The 17,535-nt window shown below is 67.0% G+C and carries 16 protein-coding genes; 11 read left to right on the top strand and 5 right to left on the bottom strand.

The features are described from left to right. The first annotated feature begins 78 nt into the window (after window positions 1–78). The 4 genes from BM282_RS14475 (at window position 79) to BM282_RS14460 (ending at window position 4,427) form a co-directional block, all read left to right on the top strand. Complete coding sequence (locus BM282_RS14475) at window positions 79–1,254, top strand: thiolase domain-containing protein (RefSeq protein ID WP_089882342.1); 1,176 nt, start codon at window positions 79–81, stop codon at window positions 1,252–1,254. Continuing rightward, a complete protein-coding gene (locus BM282_RS14470; RefSeq protein ID WP_089882340.1) occupies window positions 1,251–2,672 on the top strand; it encodes a zinc ribbon domain-containing protein in 1,422 nt (473 codons plus the stop codon). The genes BM282_RS14475 and BM282_RS14470 overlap by 4 nt, the downstream gene beginning before the upstream one ends. An 82-nt stretch (window positions 2,673–2,754) precedes the next feature. After that, the gene (locus BM282_RS14465) at window positions 2,755–3,636 is read left to right on the top strand and encodes a 3-hydroxyacyl-CoA dehydrogenase family protein (RefSeq protein ID WP_089882338.1); all 882 of its coding nucleotides are present in this window, start codon (window positions 2,755–2,757) and stop codon (window positions 3,634–3,636) included. Continuing rightward, window positions 3,633–4,427, top strand: coding sequence for an enoyl-CoA hydratase/isomerase family protein (locus tag BM282_RS14460; protein ID WP_089882335.1), 795 nt, complete (start codon window positions 3,633–3,635; stop codon window positions 4,425–4,427). Before BM282_RS14465 ends, BM282_RS14460 begins: the two co-directional genes overlap by 4 nt. 26 nt (window positions 4,428–4,453) lie before the next feature. On the opposite strand, the gene BM282_RS14455 is transcribed toward BM282_RS14460, so the two are convergent. The 3 genes from BM282_RS14455 to BM282_RS14445 all read right to left on the bottom strand — a co-directional run bounded on the left by BM282_RS14455 (window position 4,454) and on the right by BM282_RS14445 (window position 8,066). Continuing rightward, window positions 4,454–5,905 carry an aldehyde dehydrogenase family protein gene (locus BM282_RS14455; protein WP_089882333.1) on the bottom strand — a complete coding sequence of 484 codons (1,452 nt, stop codon included), beginning with the start codon at window positions 5,903–5,905 and terminating at the stop codon, window positions 4,454–4,456. 549 nt (window positions 5,906–6,454) lie between these two features. Further along, the gene (locus BM282_RS14450; protein WP_089882331.1) at window positions 6,455–7,684 is read right to left on the bottom strand and encodes an FAD-dependent monooxygenase; all 1,230 of its coding nucleotides are present in this window, start codon (window positions 7,682–7,684) and stop codon (window positions 6,455–6,457) included. A gap of 61 nt (window positions 7,685–7,745) precedes the next feature. Further along, window positions 7,746–8,066, bottom strand: coding sequence for a hypothetical protein (locus tag BM282_RS14445; RefSeq protein WP_089882329.1), 321 nt, complete (start codon window positions 8,064–8,066; stop codon window positions 7,746–7,748). Window positions 8,067–8,494: 428 nt separating this feature from the next. Between BM282_RS14445 and BM282_RS14440 the strand changes: the two genes are divergently transcribed. After that, complete coding sequence (locus tag BM282_RS14440; protein WP_089882793.1) at window positions 8,495–9,262, top strand: IclR family transcriptional regulator; 768 nt, start codon at window positions 8,495–8,497, stop codon at window positions 9,260–9,262. A gap of 100 nt (window positions 9,263–9,362) precedes the next feature. Beyond that, a complete protein-coding gene (locus tag BM282_RS14435; RefSeq protein ID WP_089882327.1) occupies window positions 9,363–10,910 on the top strand; it encodes a class I adenylate-forming enzyme family protein in 1,548 nt (515 codons plus the stop codon). Window positions 10,911–10,948: 38 nt separating this feature from the next. Here BM282_RS14435 and BM282_RS14430 read toward each other — a convergent pair whose 3' ends face one another. Continuing rightward, window positions 10,949–12,364: an SLC13 family permease gene (locus BM282_RS14430; RefSeq protein ID WP_089882325.1), complete on the bottom strand. Its 1,416-nt coding sequence runs from the start codon at window positions 12,362–12,364 to the stop codon at window positions 10,949–10,951. 132 nt (window positions 12,365–12,496) lie between these two features. Here BM282_RS14430 and BM282_RS14425 point away from each other — a divergent pair, with 132 nt between their 5' ends. The 5 genes from BM282_RS14425 to BM282_RS14410 all read left to right on the top strand — a co-directional run bounded on the left by BM282_RS14425 (window position 12,497) and on the right by BM282_RS14410 (window position 16,345). Continuing rightward, the gene (locus BM282_RS14425) at window positions 12,497–13,873 is read left to right on the top strand and encodes a CoA-binding protein (protein WP_089882323.1); all 1,377 of its coding nucleotides are present in this window, start codon (window positions 12,497–12,499) and stop codon (window positions 13,871–13,873) included. Then, window positions 13,866–14,567: an acetate--CoA ligase family protein gene (locus BM282_RS14420; protein ID WP_089882321.1), complete on the top strand. Its 702-nt coding sequence runs from the start codon at window positions 13,866–13,868 to the stop codon at window positions 14,565–14,567. Before BM282_RS14425 ends, BM282_RS14420 begins: the two co-directional genes overlap by 8 nt. Continuing rightward, window positions 14,564–14,965, top strand: a complete 402-nt coding sequence (locus BM282_RS14415) for an acyl-CoA thioesterase (RefSeq protein WP_089882319.1) — start codon at window positions 14,564–14,566, stop codon at window positions 14,963–14,965. Before BM282_RS14420 ends, BM282_RS14415 begins: the two co-directional genes overlap by 4 nt. A 43-nt stretch (window positions 14,966–15,008) precedes the next feature. Further along, window positions 15,009–15,179, top strand: coding sequence for a hypothetical protein (locus tag BM282_RS18595; RefSeq protein WP_175501558.1), 171 nt, complete (start codon window positions 15,009–15,011; stop codon window positions 15,177–15,179). Window positions 15,180–15,265: 86 nt separating this feature from the next. Continuing rightward, a complete protein-coding gene (locus tag BM282_RS14410; RefSeq protein ID WP_089882317.1) occupies window positions 15,266–16,345 on the top strand; it encodes a cupin domain-containing protein in 1,080 nt (359 codons plus the stop codon). Window positions 16,346–16,390: 45 nt separating this feature from the next. Here BM282_RS14410 and BM282_RS14405 read toward each other — a convergent pair whose 3' ends face one another. Continuing rightward, window positions 16,391–17,269, bottom strand: coding sequence for a fumarylacetoacetate hydrolase family protein (locus BM282_RS14405; RefSeq protein WP_089882315.1), 879 nt, complete (start codon window positions 17,267–17,269; stop codon window positions 16,391–16,393). Window positions 17,270–17,535: the final 266 nt, after the last annotated feature.

The raw sequence follows: 17,535 nt of genomic DNA, 5'->3' as shown, positions 1-17,535 counted from the left end.
GTGTCCGGTGTCTCGCCGCGTCGCGTCGTCACCTCCTCCCGCATCCTTTTCTATGGGGGCCTCGACACTCAACTATCGATGAGTGAGGCTTACATTGTCGGGGCCGGACAGTCGCCGTTCGGTTCCTTCCCCGACGAGACGTACCGCTCGCTGTTCGACACGGCGTTCGACAGAACGCTGGAGAGCGTCGACGGCGAGCTAGACACCGCGGACATAGAGGAGGCGTTCATCGGAACGCTCGGCGTCGGCGGCCGACAGATCGGTCTGAGCGGACCGGCCGTCACCGAACACCTCGGCCTGCACGGTATCCCGACGACGCGCGTCGAGAACGCCTGCGCGTCGAGCGGGTACTCGCTCCGGAGCGCCGTCGCGGCGGTCAAGTCCGGGATGGCCGACCTCGTCCTCGCTGGCGGGTACGAGGTGATGACGGACACGAGTTCGGACCACACGAAGTGGTGGCTCGGCGTCTCCGGCGAGACGGAGTGGGAACGGCTCTCCGGGACGACGTTCGCGGGCGTCTACGCGCAAATGGCCTCCGCGCACATGGACGAGTACGGGACGACCAAGGAGGACCTCTCGCGCGTCGCCGTCAAGAACCACGGCAACGGCGCGCAGAACCCCGACGCGCACCTCGGCTTCGAGTGCTCGCTGGAGGACGCGGTGAACGCGCCCGACGTGGCCGACCCGCTGAACCTCTATCACTGCTGTCCGACGACGGACGGTGCCAGCGCGGTCCTCGTCGCGAGCGAGGACGTCGCGTTCGACCTCACGGACGACCCGATTCGCGTCGCGGGCGTCGGCGCGGCGAGCGGACGGGTCGGACTGTTCCAGCGACCCTCGTTGACCTCCATCCCCGCAACGAAGGAGGCCGCAGAACAGGCGTACGAGATGGCCGGCGTCGGCCCGGAAGGCCTCGACTTCGCCGAAGTGCACGACTGCTTCGCCATCGCTGAACTCCTCGCGTACGAGGACCTCGGGTTCTGCGAACCGGGCGAGGCCGGAACGCTCCTCCGAGAGGGGCGCACCGACCCCGACGGGGAACTGCCTGTCAACACCTCGGGCGGCCTGAAGTCGAAGGGTCACCCCATCGGCGCGACGGGGACCGGACAGGTCGTGGAGGCGTTCAAGCAACTCCGCGGGAAGGCGTCGGTGCAGACGGACGACCCCGTCCGCGGTCTGACGCACAACGTCGGCGGGTCCGGCGGCGGCGTCACCGTCCACGTCTTCGAGCGGACGTCGGAGGTGGAGCCGTGAGTTCCCGTGGCATCGCCGCCGCGGGCGTCTACGTCCCGCGCGGCCGCGTGACCGCCGAAGACGTGAGAGAGGCGTGGGGCGCGTTCCAGGGCCGGGGAATCGACGCGAAGGCGGTCCCAGCGGGCGACGAGGACGCGGTGACAATGGCCGTCGCCGCCGCGGGCCGCGCGCTGGAGAACTCGGCGATGTCGCCGAACGCCGTGGACGCCGTCGCCTTCGCGACGACGACACCGCCCGTCGCCGAAGAGCAACTCGCACCCAGAGTCGTACAGGCGCTCGGTCTCTCGTCGGAGACTCGAACGTGGCACCACGGGCAGAGCACGGCCGCCGGCGCGGACGCCCTGGAGACGGCGCTGAACGCCGAGGGGACGGTGCTGGCCGTCGTCGCCGACGCCCCGGTGGGCGACCCCGCCGGAAGCGACCACGCCTTCGGGGCGGGCGCGGCGGCGTTCCTCGTCGACGACGACGCGGCGGTCACGTTCGCGGGCGTCGGGTCGGCGACGGACGAGTCGCCCGGCGTGCGCTTTCGCGAGGCGGCAGAGGAGGAGGTCGCCTCGCTCGACATCACGGGTTACGAACGCGCGGCGATTCGAGAGACGACGCGCGACGCAATCGCGGACCTCGGACTCGACGCCGACCGAATCGACGCCGCGTCGCTTCACCAACCGAACGGGTCGATGCCGTACCGAATCGCGGGCGAGGGCGTCGTCTCGAACGGGGCCGTCGCCGAGGGGACCGTCGTGGACCGCATCGGCGACGCGGGCGCGGCGACGGCGGCTATCGGTCTCGTCGCGGCACTGGAGACCGGCGGCGACGAGAGCGTCCTCGCCGCGTTCTACGGAAGCGGCGGCGGTGCCGTCGCGTTCGCCTTCGAGGGGCGTCTCGACGGCGACGAGGCGGCGACGCTGGACGACGGGGAACGGGTGAGCTACGTCGAATCCCTGCGAAAGCGCGGCATCGTCGTGGACGGCGATGTCGCCGGCGGCGGCGCGAACGTCTCGCTTCCGACGTGGCGGCGGACGCTCGACAGTCGCTACGCGCTCACCGCCGGTCGGTGTCCCGCCTGCGGCGCGCTGTCGTTCCCGGGAGAAGGCGCGTGCGACGACTGCCACGAACGCGTGGAGTTCGAGCGCGCACCGCTCTCGTCTGTGGGAACGGTCGCCGCGCGGACGGTCATCGGTCACGGCGGCGCGCCGCCGGAGTTCGTCGAGTTACAACAGCGTGACGGCGCGTACGGCGCCGCACTCGTTCGCCTCGACGCGCGAGACGGTGACGGGTCGGTGCTCATGCCCGCGCAACTGACCGACTGCGACCACGAGTCGGTCGCCGTCGGCGACGCGGTTCGGCGGACGGTCCGCCGCATCTACGAACAGGAGGGCGTCGTACGATACGGCGCGAAGTTCACGCCGACCGAGTAGCCGTCGGAACACTCGCGGCGGCGGCCCGCGACCCACGCCGGGTGGGTGGTTTTTTATCGTTGCCGCGCCGTGCAGAGAGACGATGCAAGTGTGTGTACTCGGTGCCGGGACCATGGGTCACGGCATCGCACAGGTGACCGCGATGGCGGGCCACGACGTCAGACTCCGGGACATCGAGATGGAGTACGTCGAGAGCGGTCTGGACGCGATTCGGTCGAACTTGGACGGCGGTGTCGAACGGGACAAACTGACGCAGGAGGAGGCCGACGCCGCGTTCGACCGAATCGAGGGCTACACCGACCTCGCGGAGGCGGTGTCGGGCGTGGCGTTGGTGATAGAGGCCGTCCCCGAAGACATCGACATCAAGCGCGAGACGTTCGAGGACGTGGAAGAACACGCCGCCGCCGACGCCGTCGTCGCCTCGAACACCTCGTCGCTGTCGGTGACGGAAGTCGCGAGCGTCCTCTCCGACCCCTCCCGCGCCGTCGGCCTGCACTTTTTCAACCCTGTTCACATCATGGGGCTGGTCGAAGTCGTCGTCGCCGAACAGACGAGCGAGGAGACGCTGTCGTTCGCCCGCGAGTTCGTCGCCGACATCGACAAGACGGCCGTGGAAGTCACCGACTCGCCGGGCTTTGCCTCCTCGCGACTCGGCGTCGCCCTCGGGTGCGAGGCGATGCGGATGGTCGAGGAGGGCGTCGCCTCGGCGGAGGACATCGACGCGGCGATGGAACTGGGCTACCGGCATCCGATGGGGCCGCTGAAACTGACCGACGTCGTCGGACTCGACGTCCGTCTGGACATCTTGGAGTACCTCCGCGAGGAGTTGGGCGAACGGTTCCGCCCGCCGCAAGTCCTCAAGCGGAAGGTCCGCGCGGGCAACCTCGGGAAGAAGTCGGGCGAGGGGTTCTACGTCTGGGAAGACGGCGAAGCGGTCCGCCCCGCCGACGAGGGTGGACGATGAGCCTGCACGCCGACGACTGTGACCTCGTCCGTCTCGACGTCGACGACCACGTCGCGACGGTCACCATCGACCGACCGGACGCGCGGAACGCCCTCAACGGACAGGTCCGAACCGAACTGAAGCGCCTGACGGAACGCATCGCCGACAGCGACGCGCGCGTCGTCGTCCTCACGGGGTCCGACGAGGCGAAGGCGTTCGTCGCGGGCGCGGACGTCTCCGAGTTGCGCGAGCGCGACACCTTCGAACAGCGTGAGGCGAGTCGTCGTCCTCGGGTGTACGAGGCCGTCGAAAACCTTCCGCAACCCGTCGTCGCCCGCCTCAACGGACACGCACTCGGCGGCGGATGCGAACTCGCACTCGCCTGCGACATCCGCATCGCGCACGAACGGGCCAAGGTCGGCCAACCGGAGATAAATCTCGGTCTCATCCCCGGCGGCGGCGGCACCCAGCGCCTTCCCCGCCTCGTGGGCGAGGGGCAAGCGATGCGCCTGATTCTGACGGGCGAACTCGTGAGTGCAACCGAGGCGAAGGACATCGGACTCGTCGACGTCGTCTGTTCGGACGAGGAGTTCGACGAGCGCGTCGCCGAGTTGACGGCGTCCATCGCCAACAAGTCGCCGCTGGCGCTCGAACTGGGGAAGGAAGCCGTGAAGGCGAGCAGTCGCCTCGGTCTGGACGACGGACTCGACTACGAGGCGAACCTCTTCTTCCAACTGTTCGCCTCCCACGACAAGAACGAAGGTATCGACGCGTTCTTCGAGGACCGCGACCCCGAGTGGCGCGGCGAGTGAGTCGTCCGCTCTTTCTTTCTTGACCGTCAGTCGAGTTTGACGTTCACGTTCTTCGTCTGCGTGTACTCGTGGACGGCTTCGAGTCCCTGTTCGCGGCCGTGTCCGCTCTGCTTCGTGCCGCCGAACGGCGTCTGCGGGAACGTCACCGGATACTCGTTGACGCTGACCATCCCGTAGTCGAGAGCGTCGGCGACGCGGTGCGCGCGCGAGAGGTCAGTCGTCCAGATGCCGGAGAGGAGGCCGTACGGCGAGTCGTTGGCTATCTCCAGCGCCTCCTGTTCGTCCGAGAACTCGATGACCGAGAGGACGGGACCGAATATCTCCTCGCGGGCGACGGTCATGTCGTTCGTCACGTCGGTCAGGACGGTCGGTTCGACGAAGTAGCCCGTCTCTTTGTCCTCGGGGACGCCGCCGCCGTACTCCACCGTTGCGCCCTCCTCTCTGGCCGTCTCGATGTAGTCGAGGACGGTCTGTCGCTGGTCCTCGCTGACCATCGGACCCATCCGACCGTCGTCGTCGATACCGGAACCGAGCGGAGTGGACTTCGCTCCTTCGACGACGTGTTGGACGACGTCGTCGGCCACGTCCTCGTGGACGAGCAAGCGCGACCCGGCCCAGCACATCTGCCCGGCGTTCATGAAGATGCCGTAGTGGACGCCCTTCGCGGCGGCACCCAGGTCAGCGTCGGGGAAAACGAGTTGGGGGCCTTTGCCGCCGAGTTCGAGCGTCACGCCGGTGACGTTCTGCGCGGCGTCGGCCATGACGCCCTTCCCGATTTCGGTACTGCCGGTGAAGGCGATGTGCGCCACGTCGGGATGCTGTGCGAGCGTCGCGCCCGCGCCGGACCCCGACCCGGGGACGACGTTGACGACACCGTCCGGGAGGCCCGCCTCCTCGGCGGCGAGCGCGTAGTACAGCGCAGACAGCGGTGTCTCGCTCGACGGCTTCACGACGGCGGAGTTACCGCAGGCGAGTGCGGGTGCGATGGAACGACCGGCGAGTTGGAACGGATAGTTCCACGGGACGATGTGCGCCGTCACGCCGAGGGGTTCGCGCGTCGTGTAGTTCAGGCGTTCGCCGGGGACGGGGTTGTGTTCGCCCGTCAGTTTGTCCGTCCACCCGGCGAAGTAGCGGAACGTGTCGATGACCATCTGAATCTCGATGCCCGCCTCGAACGGCGTCTTGCCGTTGTCGTGCGATTCGACCAGCGTAATCTCGTCTTTCATCTCCTCGATGGCGTCGGCCATCCGACGGAGCGCCGCACCGCGCGCGCCCGGGTCGAGTTCGCGCCACTCGCTGCCACGCTCCATCGCGCGGGACGCGGCGTCGACCGCACGTTCGACGTCTTCTGCGTCCGCCTTCGCGACGGTGGCGTACTCCTCCTCCGTCGCGGGGTCTACCGTCCGAATCGTCTCTCCCGACTCGGCGTCGGTCCACTGGCCGTCGACGTACAACTGCGTTGGGCCGTTGTATTCCATTACATGTTCGTCACGGAGCCCGAATTATTAATGATTCGTGTTTACCCCCGTGAGTCGCCGGTTCGAGACGGCGCGCCGAGAGAACGCCCGACGCGACGCGTACACGATGCCGTTTTCACAGTTGTAAACATCTGTGGCGCGAGGACAGCGCTCCCCTTGTCGCCCGAACCGTCGCGGACGGAGAGGAGCAGAGGCCTCACTGAGAACCACAGTCAAACATAACTATTTGTGAGGGACCCCGCGTCTGTACAGATGCAGACGCGGCCGGGGGAGTCGTCTCGACGGACGGGAGCCGAGGACTGAAGCGACAACCCGCAATCGAGTGAGTATCCCGTATGGAGTATCGGACGTAAATTGGGGGGGCAGTACGGAGTAAAACGTGTGAAGAGAGTTCACTCGAAATCGAGTCAGTTACTCGGCTAAACTCAACACGCCGCCGACATCGCACGGAAGAACCGCACGGACCGGAATTTCGCCGTCGAATGGCGTTCGTGTTAGTACAACTACTTTCGTCGTCGCCGAGGGTGTGGTCCGAGTCGGCCGCCCCGTTCAGTAGTTTCCGGTCGTGACGATGGGCGGACTGCCGTGCGGGCCGTACGGCGCGTCGTCTAAGTATTCGCCCGCCACCTCGAAGTGGTCGGCGAGCGACGCCGCCGCCTCTTTTCGGAGTACCGTCGCCGGGTTCTCTCCTTGCAGGTACTCCAGGGCTTGTCCGGCCGCGGCCAGGTTGTACTCCGCCGCTTTCTCGCGACGCGCGGCGTACAGTTCGACTTCGTCGCGCGCGACGGCGTCGACGCGCGCGCGGTACGCGGCGGCGATGGCCGACGCCGCCTCGTCGGCGTCCGCGATGCCGGAGTTCATGCCGCGCGCGCCGAACGGCGCGAGCAAGTGCGCCGCCTCGCCGACGAGGAGGACGCGGCGGTGTTCGTCGACGAACGTGTCGGCCATCACCTGCAGGAACTTGTAACTCGACACCCACGAGACGTTGTCGGCGTAGCGTTCGCCCATGACCGCGGTGACGAACTCCCGCATCTGTTCGTCGCTGCAGAGTTCTTCGGGGTCGTCGCCCTCGATGCACTGCACGTCGAGTCGCCATCCGCCGGTGAAGGGGACGAGGAGGACGTTTCTGCCGCCGACGCTCGGGTCGTCGTAGTGGAACAGTCGTTCGAGCGGTAGTGGGTCCTCGTCGACTTCGTCGACGTCGGCGATGATGAAGGAGTTCTCCGACTGGTCGCCGTCGAAGTTCGCACCGATTTCGTTTCGGACGGTCGACCCCCCGCCGTCGGCGCCGACGAGGTACGGTACGTCCCACGTCCGCCCGTCGGCCGTCTCGACGCGGACGCCGTCGGGACTCGTCTCGACAGTCTCGACGGCGGCGTCCCAGTGGATGTCGATGCCCGCCGCGTCGAGGGCCTCGCGCATGTACGCCTCGGTACGGACCTGCGGGATGCTGGAGAAGTGCGGAACGTCACCCGACCCGCCGGGGTTGTCGTACGTCCGCGAGAACACCTCTTTGCCCCGCCAGCACGTCCGTCGGGTCGGCCAGACCAACCCCTCCTCGACGAGGTCCATCCCGAGTCCCGGGTGGATTCGCTCTAAGGTCCGAAGCGTCGTCCCGTGGACGTATATCGCTCGACTCCCGGACCGGTCGCGGTCCTCGGACTCGGCTTCGACGATAGTCACCGGAACGCCCCGAGCGTGCAGTGCGAGCGCAGTCGTCATCCCTGTCGGACCGGCGCCGGCGACGAGCACCGGACGGTCCGCGTCAGTCTCAATCATCGTCTCTGCCCTCGTCTTTCGATGCGGCCGTCATAACCGTTCTGTTGCGTGCCATCGTGTATCATAGCCCGAGTTCGGCGGCCACCCAGCGGTCTATCGCGGCGAACACCATCTCCGACTCGTCGGCGAAGTCCGTCGTCTCGGCGACGAACGCGTCCCACTCGCCGTCGGTGACGCGGCCGAGTTCCCCCGCCGTCGTCGCGTCCGACGGACTCGCGGCGACCATCTGGTCGAACGAATCGAATCCGGAGTGCGCGCGGACGAACTCGTCGGAGAACAGGGCGTCGAGCGGTACCTCCTCGTCTTTTGCCACGACGTCGTGCGGGTCCGGGAGTCCCTCCGCGGACGCCGCTTTTGCTGTGAGATCGGACTGGTACGACATACGTTCAATGCTCGGCCAGTACCAGATAAGTGTTTACGCGAACGGACCGACGCGGCGTTCCCCCGCACCGGCCGGAGTATCGGCGCTGGCGACATCTCGTTCGATGACACCGAACAGAACTGTGCTCGGACCGAAACAGAGGCGGTGTAGCGAGAGTATCTAACCAGAATATTGGGCAGAGAGCGTCCGAAAGTGCAGAAATCGTCCTCACCTCGTCGATACGCGAGAGATTACAGGACTAACCCTGTAACGGCAGTGCCAGTTTCGTGATCGTTCGTGACAGAGTCGCGCGCCTCTCAGCCGAGTACAGCCGGGATAGGAACCACGGAGCGCGTTCGATGTCACCGAACAAAGGGTGTCGTTCGGCGGAGTCGAAGCGGTTCGGACGACACTGGACATTTAACTACGCGGTGGCCGTGTACGTCGGTATGAACCGCGAATCGGACTCGAAGAGGGGGGTCAAGTCGGACGAGACGCTGTTCGCTCTCATCGAACTCCTGCGGGAGCGAGACGGGGCGGGAGTCACCGAACTGGCGCGGGCGGCGGGCGTCGCGAAGAGCACGGTGCACGGTCACCTGACGTCGATGCGCGACCACGGGTTCGTCGTGAAGCGAGGCCAGACCTACCACTTGGGGCTTCAGTTCTTCGACTACGGACAGTACGTCCGCGGGCGACTGGACATCTTCCGCGCGGGGATGTTCGCCGCGGACAGGCTCGAACGGGAGACCGGAGAGATGTCGTGGCTCATCACCCACCAGGGCGGAAAGGCGATGTACGTGTACGGCCGCGGCGGCGAGAACGACATCGACGTGAACAAACTCCTAGGGACGTGGGCGCACATGCACTGCAACTCCGGTGGGAAGGCGATTCTGGCGCACCTGCCGGAAGACGAGGTAAACCGAATCGTCGACACGCACGGCCTGCCCGCCCGGACGGACGACACCATCACCGACCGAGACGAACTGAACGAGGAACTCGCGCGGATTCGAGAACAGGGATACGCGCTCAACCAGAGCGAGGACCTGGCGGGCATCCACGCCATCGGCGTTCCCCTCAGATTCGAGGGCGAGGTGCAGGGCGCGTTGAGCGTCGCCGGACCGGCCCACCGCCTCTCGAAAGAACGGTGCGAAGGCGAGATACTCGACCGGTTGCGCGCCGCGACGAACGAGATAGACGTGAGCCTCGCGTACCGGTGAGTCGAACGACCGGCGTTCGGTGACGGCGAACGCGACGCGCCTCCCCCGACCAGAACAATTAATACTGTGGGTGGAGCGGTACTTCCTAACGTAGCACACGATGAAGCTCGTAGAGGCGTTCGACAGGACGGTGCGGTGTTATCCGACTGAGACGGCTCTCGTCACCGAAGACGGACGGGCGTTCAGTTACCGCGAGTTAGACGAGCGAAGCACGCGCCTCGCGAACGCGCTGGAGAGGCGCGTCGGGTCCGCGCGTTGTGCTGTCCTCGCGCACAACGGACCGCCGGCGATAACGGCGATGCTCGCGGGCAACGAACGGGGCGTCGCGACGGTGCAACTGTCGTTCCGCGCGACGACCGGAGAACTCGTCGAGATGGCGGAGACGGCGTCCGCCCGAGCGCTTCTCTTCGACGACGGGAACGTCGAGACGGCGCTCGAACTCCTGGACAGAGGGACGTTCGACGCCGCGATTCACGCCGGCGACGCAACCGTCGAACACGACGACGTGGAGTCGTACGAGGCGGTTCTCGACGCGGCGTCGCCAGACCGCCGAGACGACCACCCAATCGGCGACGAGTGCGCCGTCCTCTACACGAGTGGGACCACGAGCACGCCCAAGGCGGTGCCGTTCGACCAAGAACAACTGTGGTACGGGGCGATTCAGGGCGTGATGGAGCAGGGAATAGACGAGACGGACGTGGCGCTCTGCACGACGCCGTGGTATCACATGGTGACGACGGACGCGTGGCTCTACCCGCACTTCGTCGCGGGCGCGACGGTGGTGCTCCAACGGTCGTTCGACCCGCGCGGAGCGCTCGAACTCGTCGAGGAACGCGACGTGACCGGACTCCTCGCCGTCCCGACGCAGTTGCGACGGCTGAACGCGGTGCAGGCCGAGGAGGGGTACGACACGAGTTCGCTGTCGTACGTCCGGACCGGTGGCTCGCCGCTGACGAAGCGTCTCGTCGAAGAGACCGCAGAGCGACTCGGCGAGCGAATCTACAACACGTACGGGATGACCGAGGGAGGGCCGAACTTGTCGTACGCGCATCCCGAGGTACAGCGAGAGCGCCCCGGAACCATCGGGAAGGAGGCGTTCTCCTACGAACTCCGCGTCGTCGAACCGGCCCCGCTGTCGGAGAACCCCGACCCCGAAGCCACCGTCGACGCGGGTGAGCGCGGCGAGATACTCGCCCGCGGGCCCGGGATGTCGACGGGGTACATCGACAACCCCGAAGCCGAGGCGAAGACGTACTTCGACGGCTGGCTTCGGACGCGAGACGTGGCCGAAGTCGACGAAGACGGCTTCCTCTACGTCGTCGACCGGGTTGACAACATGATACTCAGCGGCGGCGAGAACGTTTACCCCGCCGAAGTCGAACGCGCGCTGGAGAGCCACCCCGACGTGAGAGAGGCGTGCGTCTTCGGGACGCCCGACGACGAGTGGGACAACGTCGTCACCGCCGTCGTCGTCACGGACGCCGACCTCACGGCCGACGACCTCTCGCAGTTCTGTCTCGACCACGACGGACTGGCGAACTTCAAGCGGCCGCGAGAGTACGTCGTCACGAGCGACTCGCTCCCGCGGACGGAGACGGGGAAGATAGTGCGCGGCGAACTGGCGGACCGGTACTTCCCCGAGGGGTAGCGAGCGTCGAACGGCGAAGCCGAGGCGTCAGAGACGACTCAGAACAGCAGCGAGAACAGGGCAATCTGTATCGGGACCAAGAGCGCGAGCGTCGCTATCGAGCAGGCGCTCGCCATCCGCGTCAGTTCGGCGGCGTCCACGACGTCCAGTCCGAGGATGGCGACGAGCACGGCCGACTGGTACGGGAAGAAGTAGGCGTTGAGCGCGACGGCTTCCATCATGGCGACGGGGACGACGGAGACGCCGACGCTCTCGGCGAACGCGACGAGGATGGGCGTGAGGACGCTCGCGACGGCCAGCCCCTCCATCACGAACGTGAGCGCCAGCGAGACGGCGACGACGAACGCTAACACGAGTGCGAGCGAGGGGTCCGACGGGACGGAGTCGAGGAGCGCGTTCGCCGCCAGTTCGGTGAACCCCACGCGGCGCAGTCCCTCCGCGATGGCGAAGATAGCGCCGAGGAAAAAGAGGATGGAGAAGTTCGCGCGCTCTACCGCTTCGGGGCCGACAACGCCGATTCGGGGTGCGAACGCGAGAAGCGCGACGACGACGGCGCCGAACAGCGGGTGGAGGCCGTGGAGGAAGTCCGTCGCCCAGACGACGACGCCGACGAGGAGAAAGAGCGCCATCCGCCGCTGGGTCGACGTGAGCGAGACGGCGTCGGCCCGGTCCGGCGTCTCGACGTCGACAGTCGCGCCGTCTGCCGGTCGGTAGAGTGCGAGCGCGACGGCGACGACGACGACGACGCGGCCGACGCCCATCACGGGTGCGAGCCACACCGCCCACTCCGTCCACGTGATGGCCGGGCCACCGCTGGCCTCCAGAAGGCCGGTGACGATGATGTTCGCGAGCGACCCGGTCAGAATCCCGGACGCGCCGTAGAACGTGGCGAACAGCGGACCGAGGAGGAGTCCGACGCGGGCGCGAGAGTCCGAGAACAGACCGCCGAGCGAGTGGAGGATGGGGGCGAGGACGAGGACGCGGACGAGCGAGGACGGGACGAGAACCGCGAACGCGAGGCCGCCGAACGACGTGACGACGAGGAGGTAGCGATACGCAGAGCGCGCGTCGGAGGCGACGCCGGCGGGCATCCAGCGGACCGCGAGTCGTTCGACGAGCGACGCCAGACCGCTCTCGCGCGTCGCCTCCCCGACGAGGATACCGACGACGACGAGCCACGTCGCGGGGAGCTGAAATCCCGTCAGCGCGAGGCTCGGCGAGAACGTGACGCCGACGAGGCCGATACAGAGGAGCGCGGTGAACCACGGTCTGACGGGCGATCCTACCCAGAGGACGACGCAGAACAGCGTTATCGCGAGCATCCGGGTCGCGTCGGTCGAAAGCGGGGCGAACCCGAGAACCGCGCCCGCGAGGACGACGGCGACCGGAACCGAGAGCCACGCGCGGGAGACGGCGAACACGTCGGTGACGCGAGTCGTGGTCTCTTCGGACATCGGTTACCCCACGGTCACGGCCCCGGACAATGACGTTGTCGGTGGTGACGCTTCGTCTGAGATTCTCGTCGGGCGAGTGAGGGCCGGTGTCGTGGGGAAAACGCTTTGACGGAGATAGGACAACTCACGGGTGTGACTCTCGCACACATGTTCGACCCGTCGGGAATCGCCGTCGTCGGCGCGTCGGCGTCCGAGGGGAAGATCGGATACGAGGCAATGGCGAACGCCGCCGCCTTCGACGGCCCCGTCTACCCGGTCAATCCGTCGGGGTCGGGGACGCTGTTCGGAGAACCGTTCGTCGAGTCGGTGAGCGACATCGGCGGGGACGTAGACCTCGCGCTCTGCTGTGTTCCCGGCCCCGCGTTGCCGGACGTCCTCGAAGAGTGCGGCGAGGCGGGTATCGGCGCGGCCGTCGTCTACGCCAGCGGGTTCGCCGAGGCGGGCGACGAGGGCGAACGACTCCAGGCCCGCGTCGTCGACGTCGCAGACGAGCACGACGTCTCGCTGCTCGGACCGAACACGAGCGGGTTCGTCGTCCCCGAACGCGACCTGCGCTGTTCGTTCGCCAGCGGGGTCGAGAAAATCCCCGCCGGAAACACCGCCGTCGTCGCGCAGAGCGGCGGCGTCGCGCACGTGCTGGCGTTCCAGTCGCGCCGACAGGGGCGCGGCGTCTCGGCGATGGTCGGCCTCGGCAACCGCGCGAACGTCGGGTTCACCGAGGCCATCGACTACTTCGACGGCGACGAGCGAACCGACGCCATCGTCCTGCACGTGGAGGGGACCGACGACGGCCGAGGCCTGCTGGAGGCCTGCCGCGAGAGCGACACGCCCGTCGTCGCCTACAAGGTCGGTCAGTCCGACGTCGGCGAGTTCGCCGAGTCCCACACGGGTGCGTTGACCGGCGACCACGAACTCTACACCGCGGGGTTCGCGCAGTACGGCGTCCCGACGGTGGACGCGACGGACGACCTGTTGGACGCCGCGGCGGCACTGGGGAACTCACCCGAACCGGCGGGCCCGAACGTCGGCGTCGTGACGGCGCAGGCGGGACCGGGAATCATCGTGACCGACCGCATCCAACGCGCGGGGGGCAGACTCCCCGAACTCGGCGCGGAGACCCGGGCGCGTATCGACGATGTCCTCCCGGGCGTCACCTACACCGGCAACCCCGTCGACACCGGCCGACCCATGCCGGAGTTCGGCGAGTTGGTCACCGCCGTCGCCGAAGACGACGCCGTCGACATCGTCCTCGTGTACGAACTGTTCGAGGAGGCGCTCGGGTTCCCCGTCGCGTCGCTCTCCGGCCTCGCAGAACGAGTCGGAAAGCCCGTCCTATTCGCCACCGAGGGCGTCGAAGAGGAGATGGCCGAGGAGAAAGCCGCACTCGCGGAAGCGGGCGTTCCGACGTTCGAGACGCCCGAACGCGCCGCCGACGCCGCGGGCGTTCTCGCGCGGTACGCCGAGTTGTCCGCGCGGGTCGCCGCCGAGGAGGTGAGCCGCGATGCGTGACGCCGACCCCATCGATGCGGCCCGCGAAGACGGCCGGACGACGCTGACGGAGGCCGAAGGAAAGCGTCTCCTCGCCGAAGCGGGGGTCGAGACGCCGCGGTTCGAGGTGTGTCCGGACGCGACGGCCGCCGTCGACGCCGCCGAAACGCTGGGGTATCCCGTCGTCGTCAAGGTGTCCTCGCCCGCGGTGACGCACAAGAGCGAGTGGGCGGACGGCGCGGGCGTCGCAATCGGTCTCGACTCGGCCGACGCCGTGCGCGAGGCGGCGGAAGCGATACTCGCGGCCGCCGCCGAGAGCGGCATCGACGCCGACGTCCTCGTCGAGGAGGCGATGGACGTGAACGCGGGGACCGAAGTCATCGTCGGCGGCCTGCGCGACCCCTCGTTCGGCCCCGTCGTCCTGACGGGCCTCGGCGGCGTGTTCACCGAGGTATTCGAGGATACGAGCCACCGAATCGCACCGGTGAGTCACCGCGAGGCGCGGTCCGCAATCGAGGAACTGCAGGCGGCGACGCTGCTTCGGGGCTATCGCGGGTCCGACCCGGCGGACGTCGACGCAGTCGCCGCCGTCGTGAAAGCCGTCGGTGACTTCGTCACCGACTACCCAATCGCCGAACTGGACGTGAACCCCGTGTTGGCGTCGGCGGACGGCGCCGTCGCCCTCGACGCGCTCGTCGTCCTGGAGGCGGAATGACGTACGAGCGCGTCTGGACGGTTCGCTTCTCCGACACCGACCCGTTCGGCATCGCTCACTACCCGCGCATCGTCGACGCGGTGCACGAGGTGTCGGACGCGTTCATGCAGGACATCGGCTGGCCGTACTGGGACATCGTGGACGAACACGGCTTCGGCCTCCCGCTCGTCGAGATGAACTTCGAGTTCGAATCGCCCGTCGAAGCCGGCGACGACGTCATCGTCGAACTGACGACGGACGTGGGAACGCGGAGCGTCCGGTTCGACTACGTCGCTCGCCACGTCGACGAAGTGGTGTTCTCCGGCTACGAACAGCGCGTGTGCGTCGAACGAGGCGGCGAGGTGCGGGAACTCCCCGACGAACTCGCGGAGGCCCTGGCGGTCTACGCGAGCGAGTGACTTCGGGGTACGTTTTTACACACCACGTCCGTACCCAATCAGTATGACCGAGTTCGAGAACCCGTACGCCGAAGCGGACCCGTTCGTCAGAGCGCACTTCGACTGCCTGGACTGCGGCGGGAAACTCTGGGAGTACGCCATTCAGGGGCAGATGGTCTGCGAAGACTGTCTGGAGGTCTTTCCGTCCGCCGACGTGTTCGAGGCCCAGGTGTAATCGCCCGACTGGCGGCGACTGGACCGGACGCCCGACGGCGTCGAACCTCCAGTACACTTATGTCGAATCTGTGGTAACTGTTGTCCATGGGTCAGAAAGAGCCAGCGGAACTCTTAGAGCTGAGTACGGACACGAGGGATATCCTCGAATCGAACCGTCTCAGACCGCTGTGGGAGGTCCAAGAGGACTTCGGGCACGTCTTCGACGAGATGCAGGCGGACATCTGGAAGTGGGAGGATATTCAGGCGGCCATCGACGGCATCGAATCCGACGTCCCCATCGCCGAGTTGCCGCCGGGGTTCCAGCGACGGGTCGCCGTCCCGATAAACGCCGGACTGAACACGGCCGTCTCGAACACCATCTACGTCGGCATCCAGACCGTCTCGCCGGGTGAGACGGCACCCGCGCATCGCCACGGAGCCAACGCGATGCGGTTCGCAATCGACGGCCACGAGGACATGAAGACGGTCGTCGCGGGCGAGGAGTTCCCGATGGAGGACAACGACCTGATCACCACTCCGCAGTGGGAGTGGCACGACCACGTCAACGACTCCGACGAGACGGCGGCGTGGTTGGACGTCCTCGACCTGCCGCTCATCCTCGATTCGATGAGTCGGAGCAACGTCTTCGAGAATCACGAACTCGAACGCCAACCGGTGACGAAGACGCAAGGGTACTGGGACTCACAGTACGGTCGCGGACGACCGGCGAACGAGAAGTCGGGCGACATTCCGGGGCCGTTTCAGGGGACGAGAGAGCCGACGCCGCCGTACCGATTCGGGTGGGACGAGATGCTGGAGACGCTGGAACAGCGAGTCGAGAACGACGACCCGGACCCGCACGACGGCTACAGCGTCGCCTACGTCAACCCGTCGACCGGGAGAGAACCGCTGTTCCCGACGATGTCGTTCCGCGCGCAGTTGTTACAGGAGGCGACCGACCCGCACTTCCACAACGCCGTGGAGGTGTACTTCGTCGTCGAAGGCGAGGGCGCGACGCACGTGGACGGCGAGGCGTTGGAGTGGGCCGAACGGGACATCTTCGTCGTCCCGCCGGACGCGCCGCACCACCACGACCCAGACGGCGAAGCCGTCCTCCTCGGGATGACCGACCGGCCGGTGTTCGAGGCGTTCAACTTCTACGCCGAAGCGACGCCCGCCGAGTGAAGCGGGGGCGGACCGCCACTGCGACCGCTGCTTCTGTCCGCGCGTCTACTCCTGTCCGCCCTTCTGCACGTTCGCATCCGCGTAACTCACGTCCCGTCCCCGCACGTCGACGGTCATCGAACCGATTCGCTCTATCTCCGCCTCGATGGTGTCGCCGTCCGAGAGTTCGCTGACGCCCTCCGGCGTCCCCGTCGTGACGATATCGCCGACTTCCAGCGTCGCACCGAGGGAGGCGTACTGGACCACGTCGGCGCAGGTGTACACCATGTCGCCGGTGTTCTCGTACTGGCGGCGTTCACCGTTGAGTCGCAGTTCCATCTGGAGGTCCTGCGGGTCGGGTATCTCGTCGACCGTCGTCACGCACGGACCGACGACGGTGAACGTGTCGTAGGACTTGCGGTTCGAGCGGTCCTGGTCGCCGCGGAGCGAGATGTCGAGGAGGATGGTGTAGCCGAAGATGTGGTCCCACGCCTCCTCGGCGGAGACGTCTTTCGCGTCGCTACCCATCACGAACGCGAGTTCTATCTCGTGGTCGGTTCGTCGGTCCGTGAACGGAAGTTCGACGCCGTGGTCCGGGCCGACGACGCTCGACGGCGCCTTCAGGAAGTAGCCTTTGTCCTTGATGGAGAACCACTCGTCGGTGGTGATGTCGCGGTCCGAGATGGCCTCCTCGATGTGGTTCTCGTAGTTCAAGGGTGCGGCGATGACTTTCCCCGGACGACCGACGGGAGAACGGAGCGTCACGTCCTCGACGTCGTGGTCCGGGTCCTCGTCGGCGTATTCGCCTGCGTCGTACCCGCCTTCGATGTACTCGACGAGTGGTTCGTCGCCGTCGAGTCCGAGGCGGTCGGTCAGGTCGATGACCCCGGTTCCGTCGTCGGTGAGTACGCCTAGCTGGTCGTCGTCGTAGCGGACGAATCGCATACGTGGGTCATCGGCGGTGTGTGTGATAAATGGTGCTCTTCGGCGAGCACGGAGCGACGGCGTTCTAGCGAGAGAACTTGAGTCCGCCCGCGGGGTCTTCGACCGCGACCCACCAGTGCGCGTCCGGTCGGACGTGTCTCCGGGTGCGGTGCAGCGCTATAGTAGCGTCTGCAACTGTTTACTCATCCGACCGCACGCCGTCGTGCGGCCGAGTGAGCGATGACTTGCAGACGCTACTATAGCTGTCGCCCAGTCTCGAAATCTCG

This window comes from Halogeometricum limi, from assembly GCF_900115785.1.
Lineage (GTDB): Archaea > Halobacteriota > Halobacteria > Halobacteriales > Haloferacaceae > Halogeometricum > Halogeometricum limi.
The sequence above is the reverse complement of the archived record's forward strand: the minus strand, read 5'-3'. Positions and strand labels throughout refer to the sequence as shown.

Excerpts from the sequence above, each read along its gene's own strand:
- BM282_RS14460 (WP_089882335.1), top strand. The coding sequence starts at position 3,633 with ATGAGCCTGCACGCCGACGACTGTGACCTCGTCCGTCTCGACGTCGAC.
- BM282_RS14440 (WP_089882793.1), top strand. The coding sequence starts at position 8,495 with ATGAACCGCGAATCGGACTCGAAGAGGGGGGTCAAGTCGGACGAGACG.
- BM282_RS14475 (WP_089882342.1), top strand. The coding sequence starts at position 79 with ATGAGTGAGGCTTACATTGTCGGGGCCGGACAGTCGCCGTTCGGTTCC.
- BM282_RS14405 (WP_089882315.1), bottom strand. The coding sequence starts at position 17,269 with ATGCGATTCGTCCGCTACGACGACGACCAGCTAGGCGTACTCACCGAC.
- BM282_RS14430 (WP_089882325.1), bottom strand. The coding sequence starts at position 12,364 with ATGTCCGAAGAGACCACGACTCGCGTCACCGACGTGTTCGCCGTCTCC.
- BM282_RS14445 (WP_089882329.1), bottom strand. The coding sequence starts at position 8,066 with ATGTCGTACCAGTCCGATCTCACAGCAAAAGCGGCGTCCGCGGAGGGA.
- BM282_RS14465 (WP_089882338.1), top strand. The coding sequence starts at position 2,755 with ATGCAAGTGTGTGTACTCGGTGCCGGGACCATGGGTCACGGCATCGCA.
- BM282_RS14455 (WP_089882333.1), bottom strand. The coding sequence starts at position 5,905 with ATGGAATACAACGGCCCAACGCAGTTGTACGTCGACGGCCAGTGGACC.
- BM282_RS14420 (WP_089882321.1), top strand. The coding sequence starts at position 13,866 with ATGCGTGACGCCGACCCCATCGATGCGGCCCGCGAAGACGGCCGGACG.
- BM282_RS18595 (WP_175501558.1), top strand. The coding sequence starts at position 15,009 with ATGACCGAGTTCGAGAACCCGTACGCCGAAGCGGACCCGTTCGTCAGA.
- BM282_RS14410 (WP_089882317.1), top strand. The coding sequence starts at position 15,266 with ATGGGTCAGAAAGAGCCAGCGGAACTCTTAGAGCTGAGTACGGACACG.
- BM282_RS14415 (WP_089882319.1), top strand. The coding sequence starts at position 14,564 with ATGACGTACGAGCGCGTCTGGACGGTTCGCTTCTCCGACACCGACCCG.
- BM282_RS14435 (WP_089882327.1), top strand. The coding sequence starts at position 9,363 with ATGAAGCTCGTAGAGGCGTTCGACAGGACGGTGCGGTGTTATCCGACT.
- BM282_RS14450 (WP_089882331.1), bottom strand. The coding sequence starts at position 7,684 with ATGATTGAGACTGACGCGGACCGTCCGGTGCTCGTCGCCGGCGCCGGT.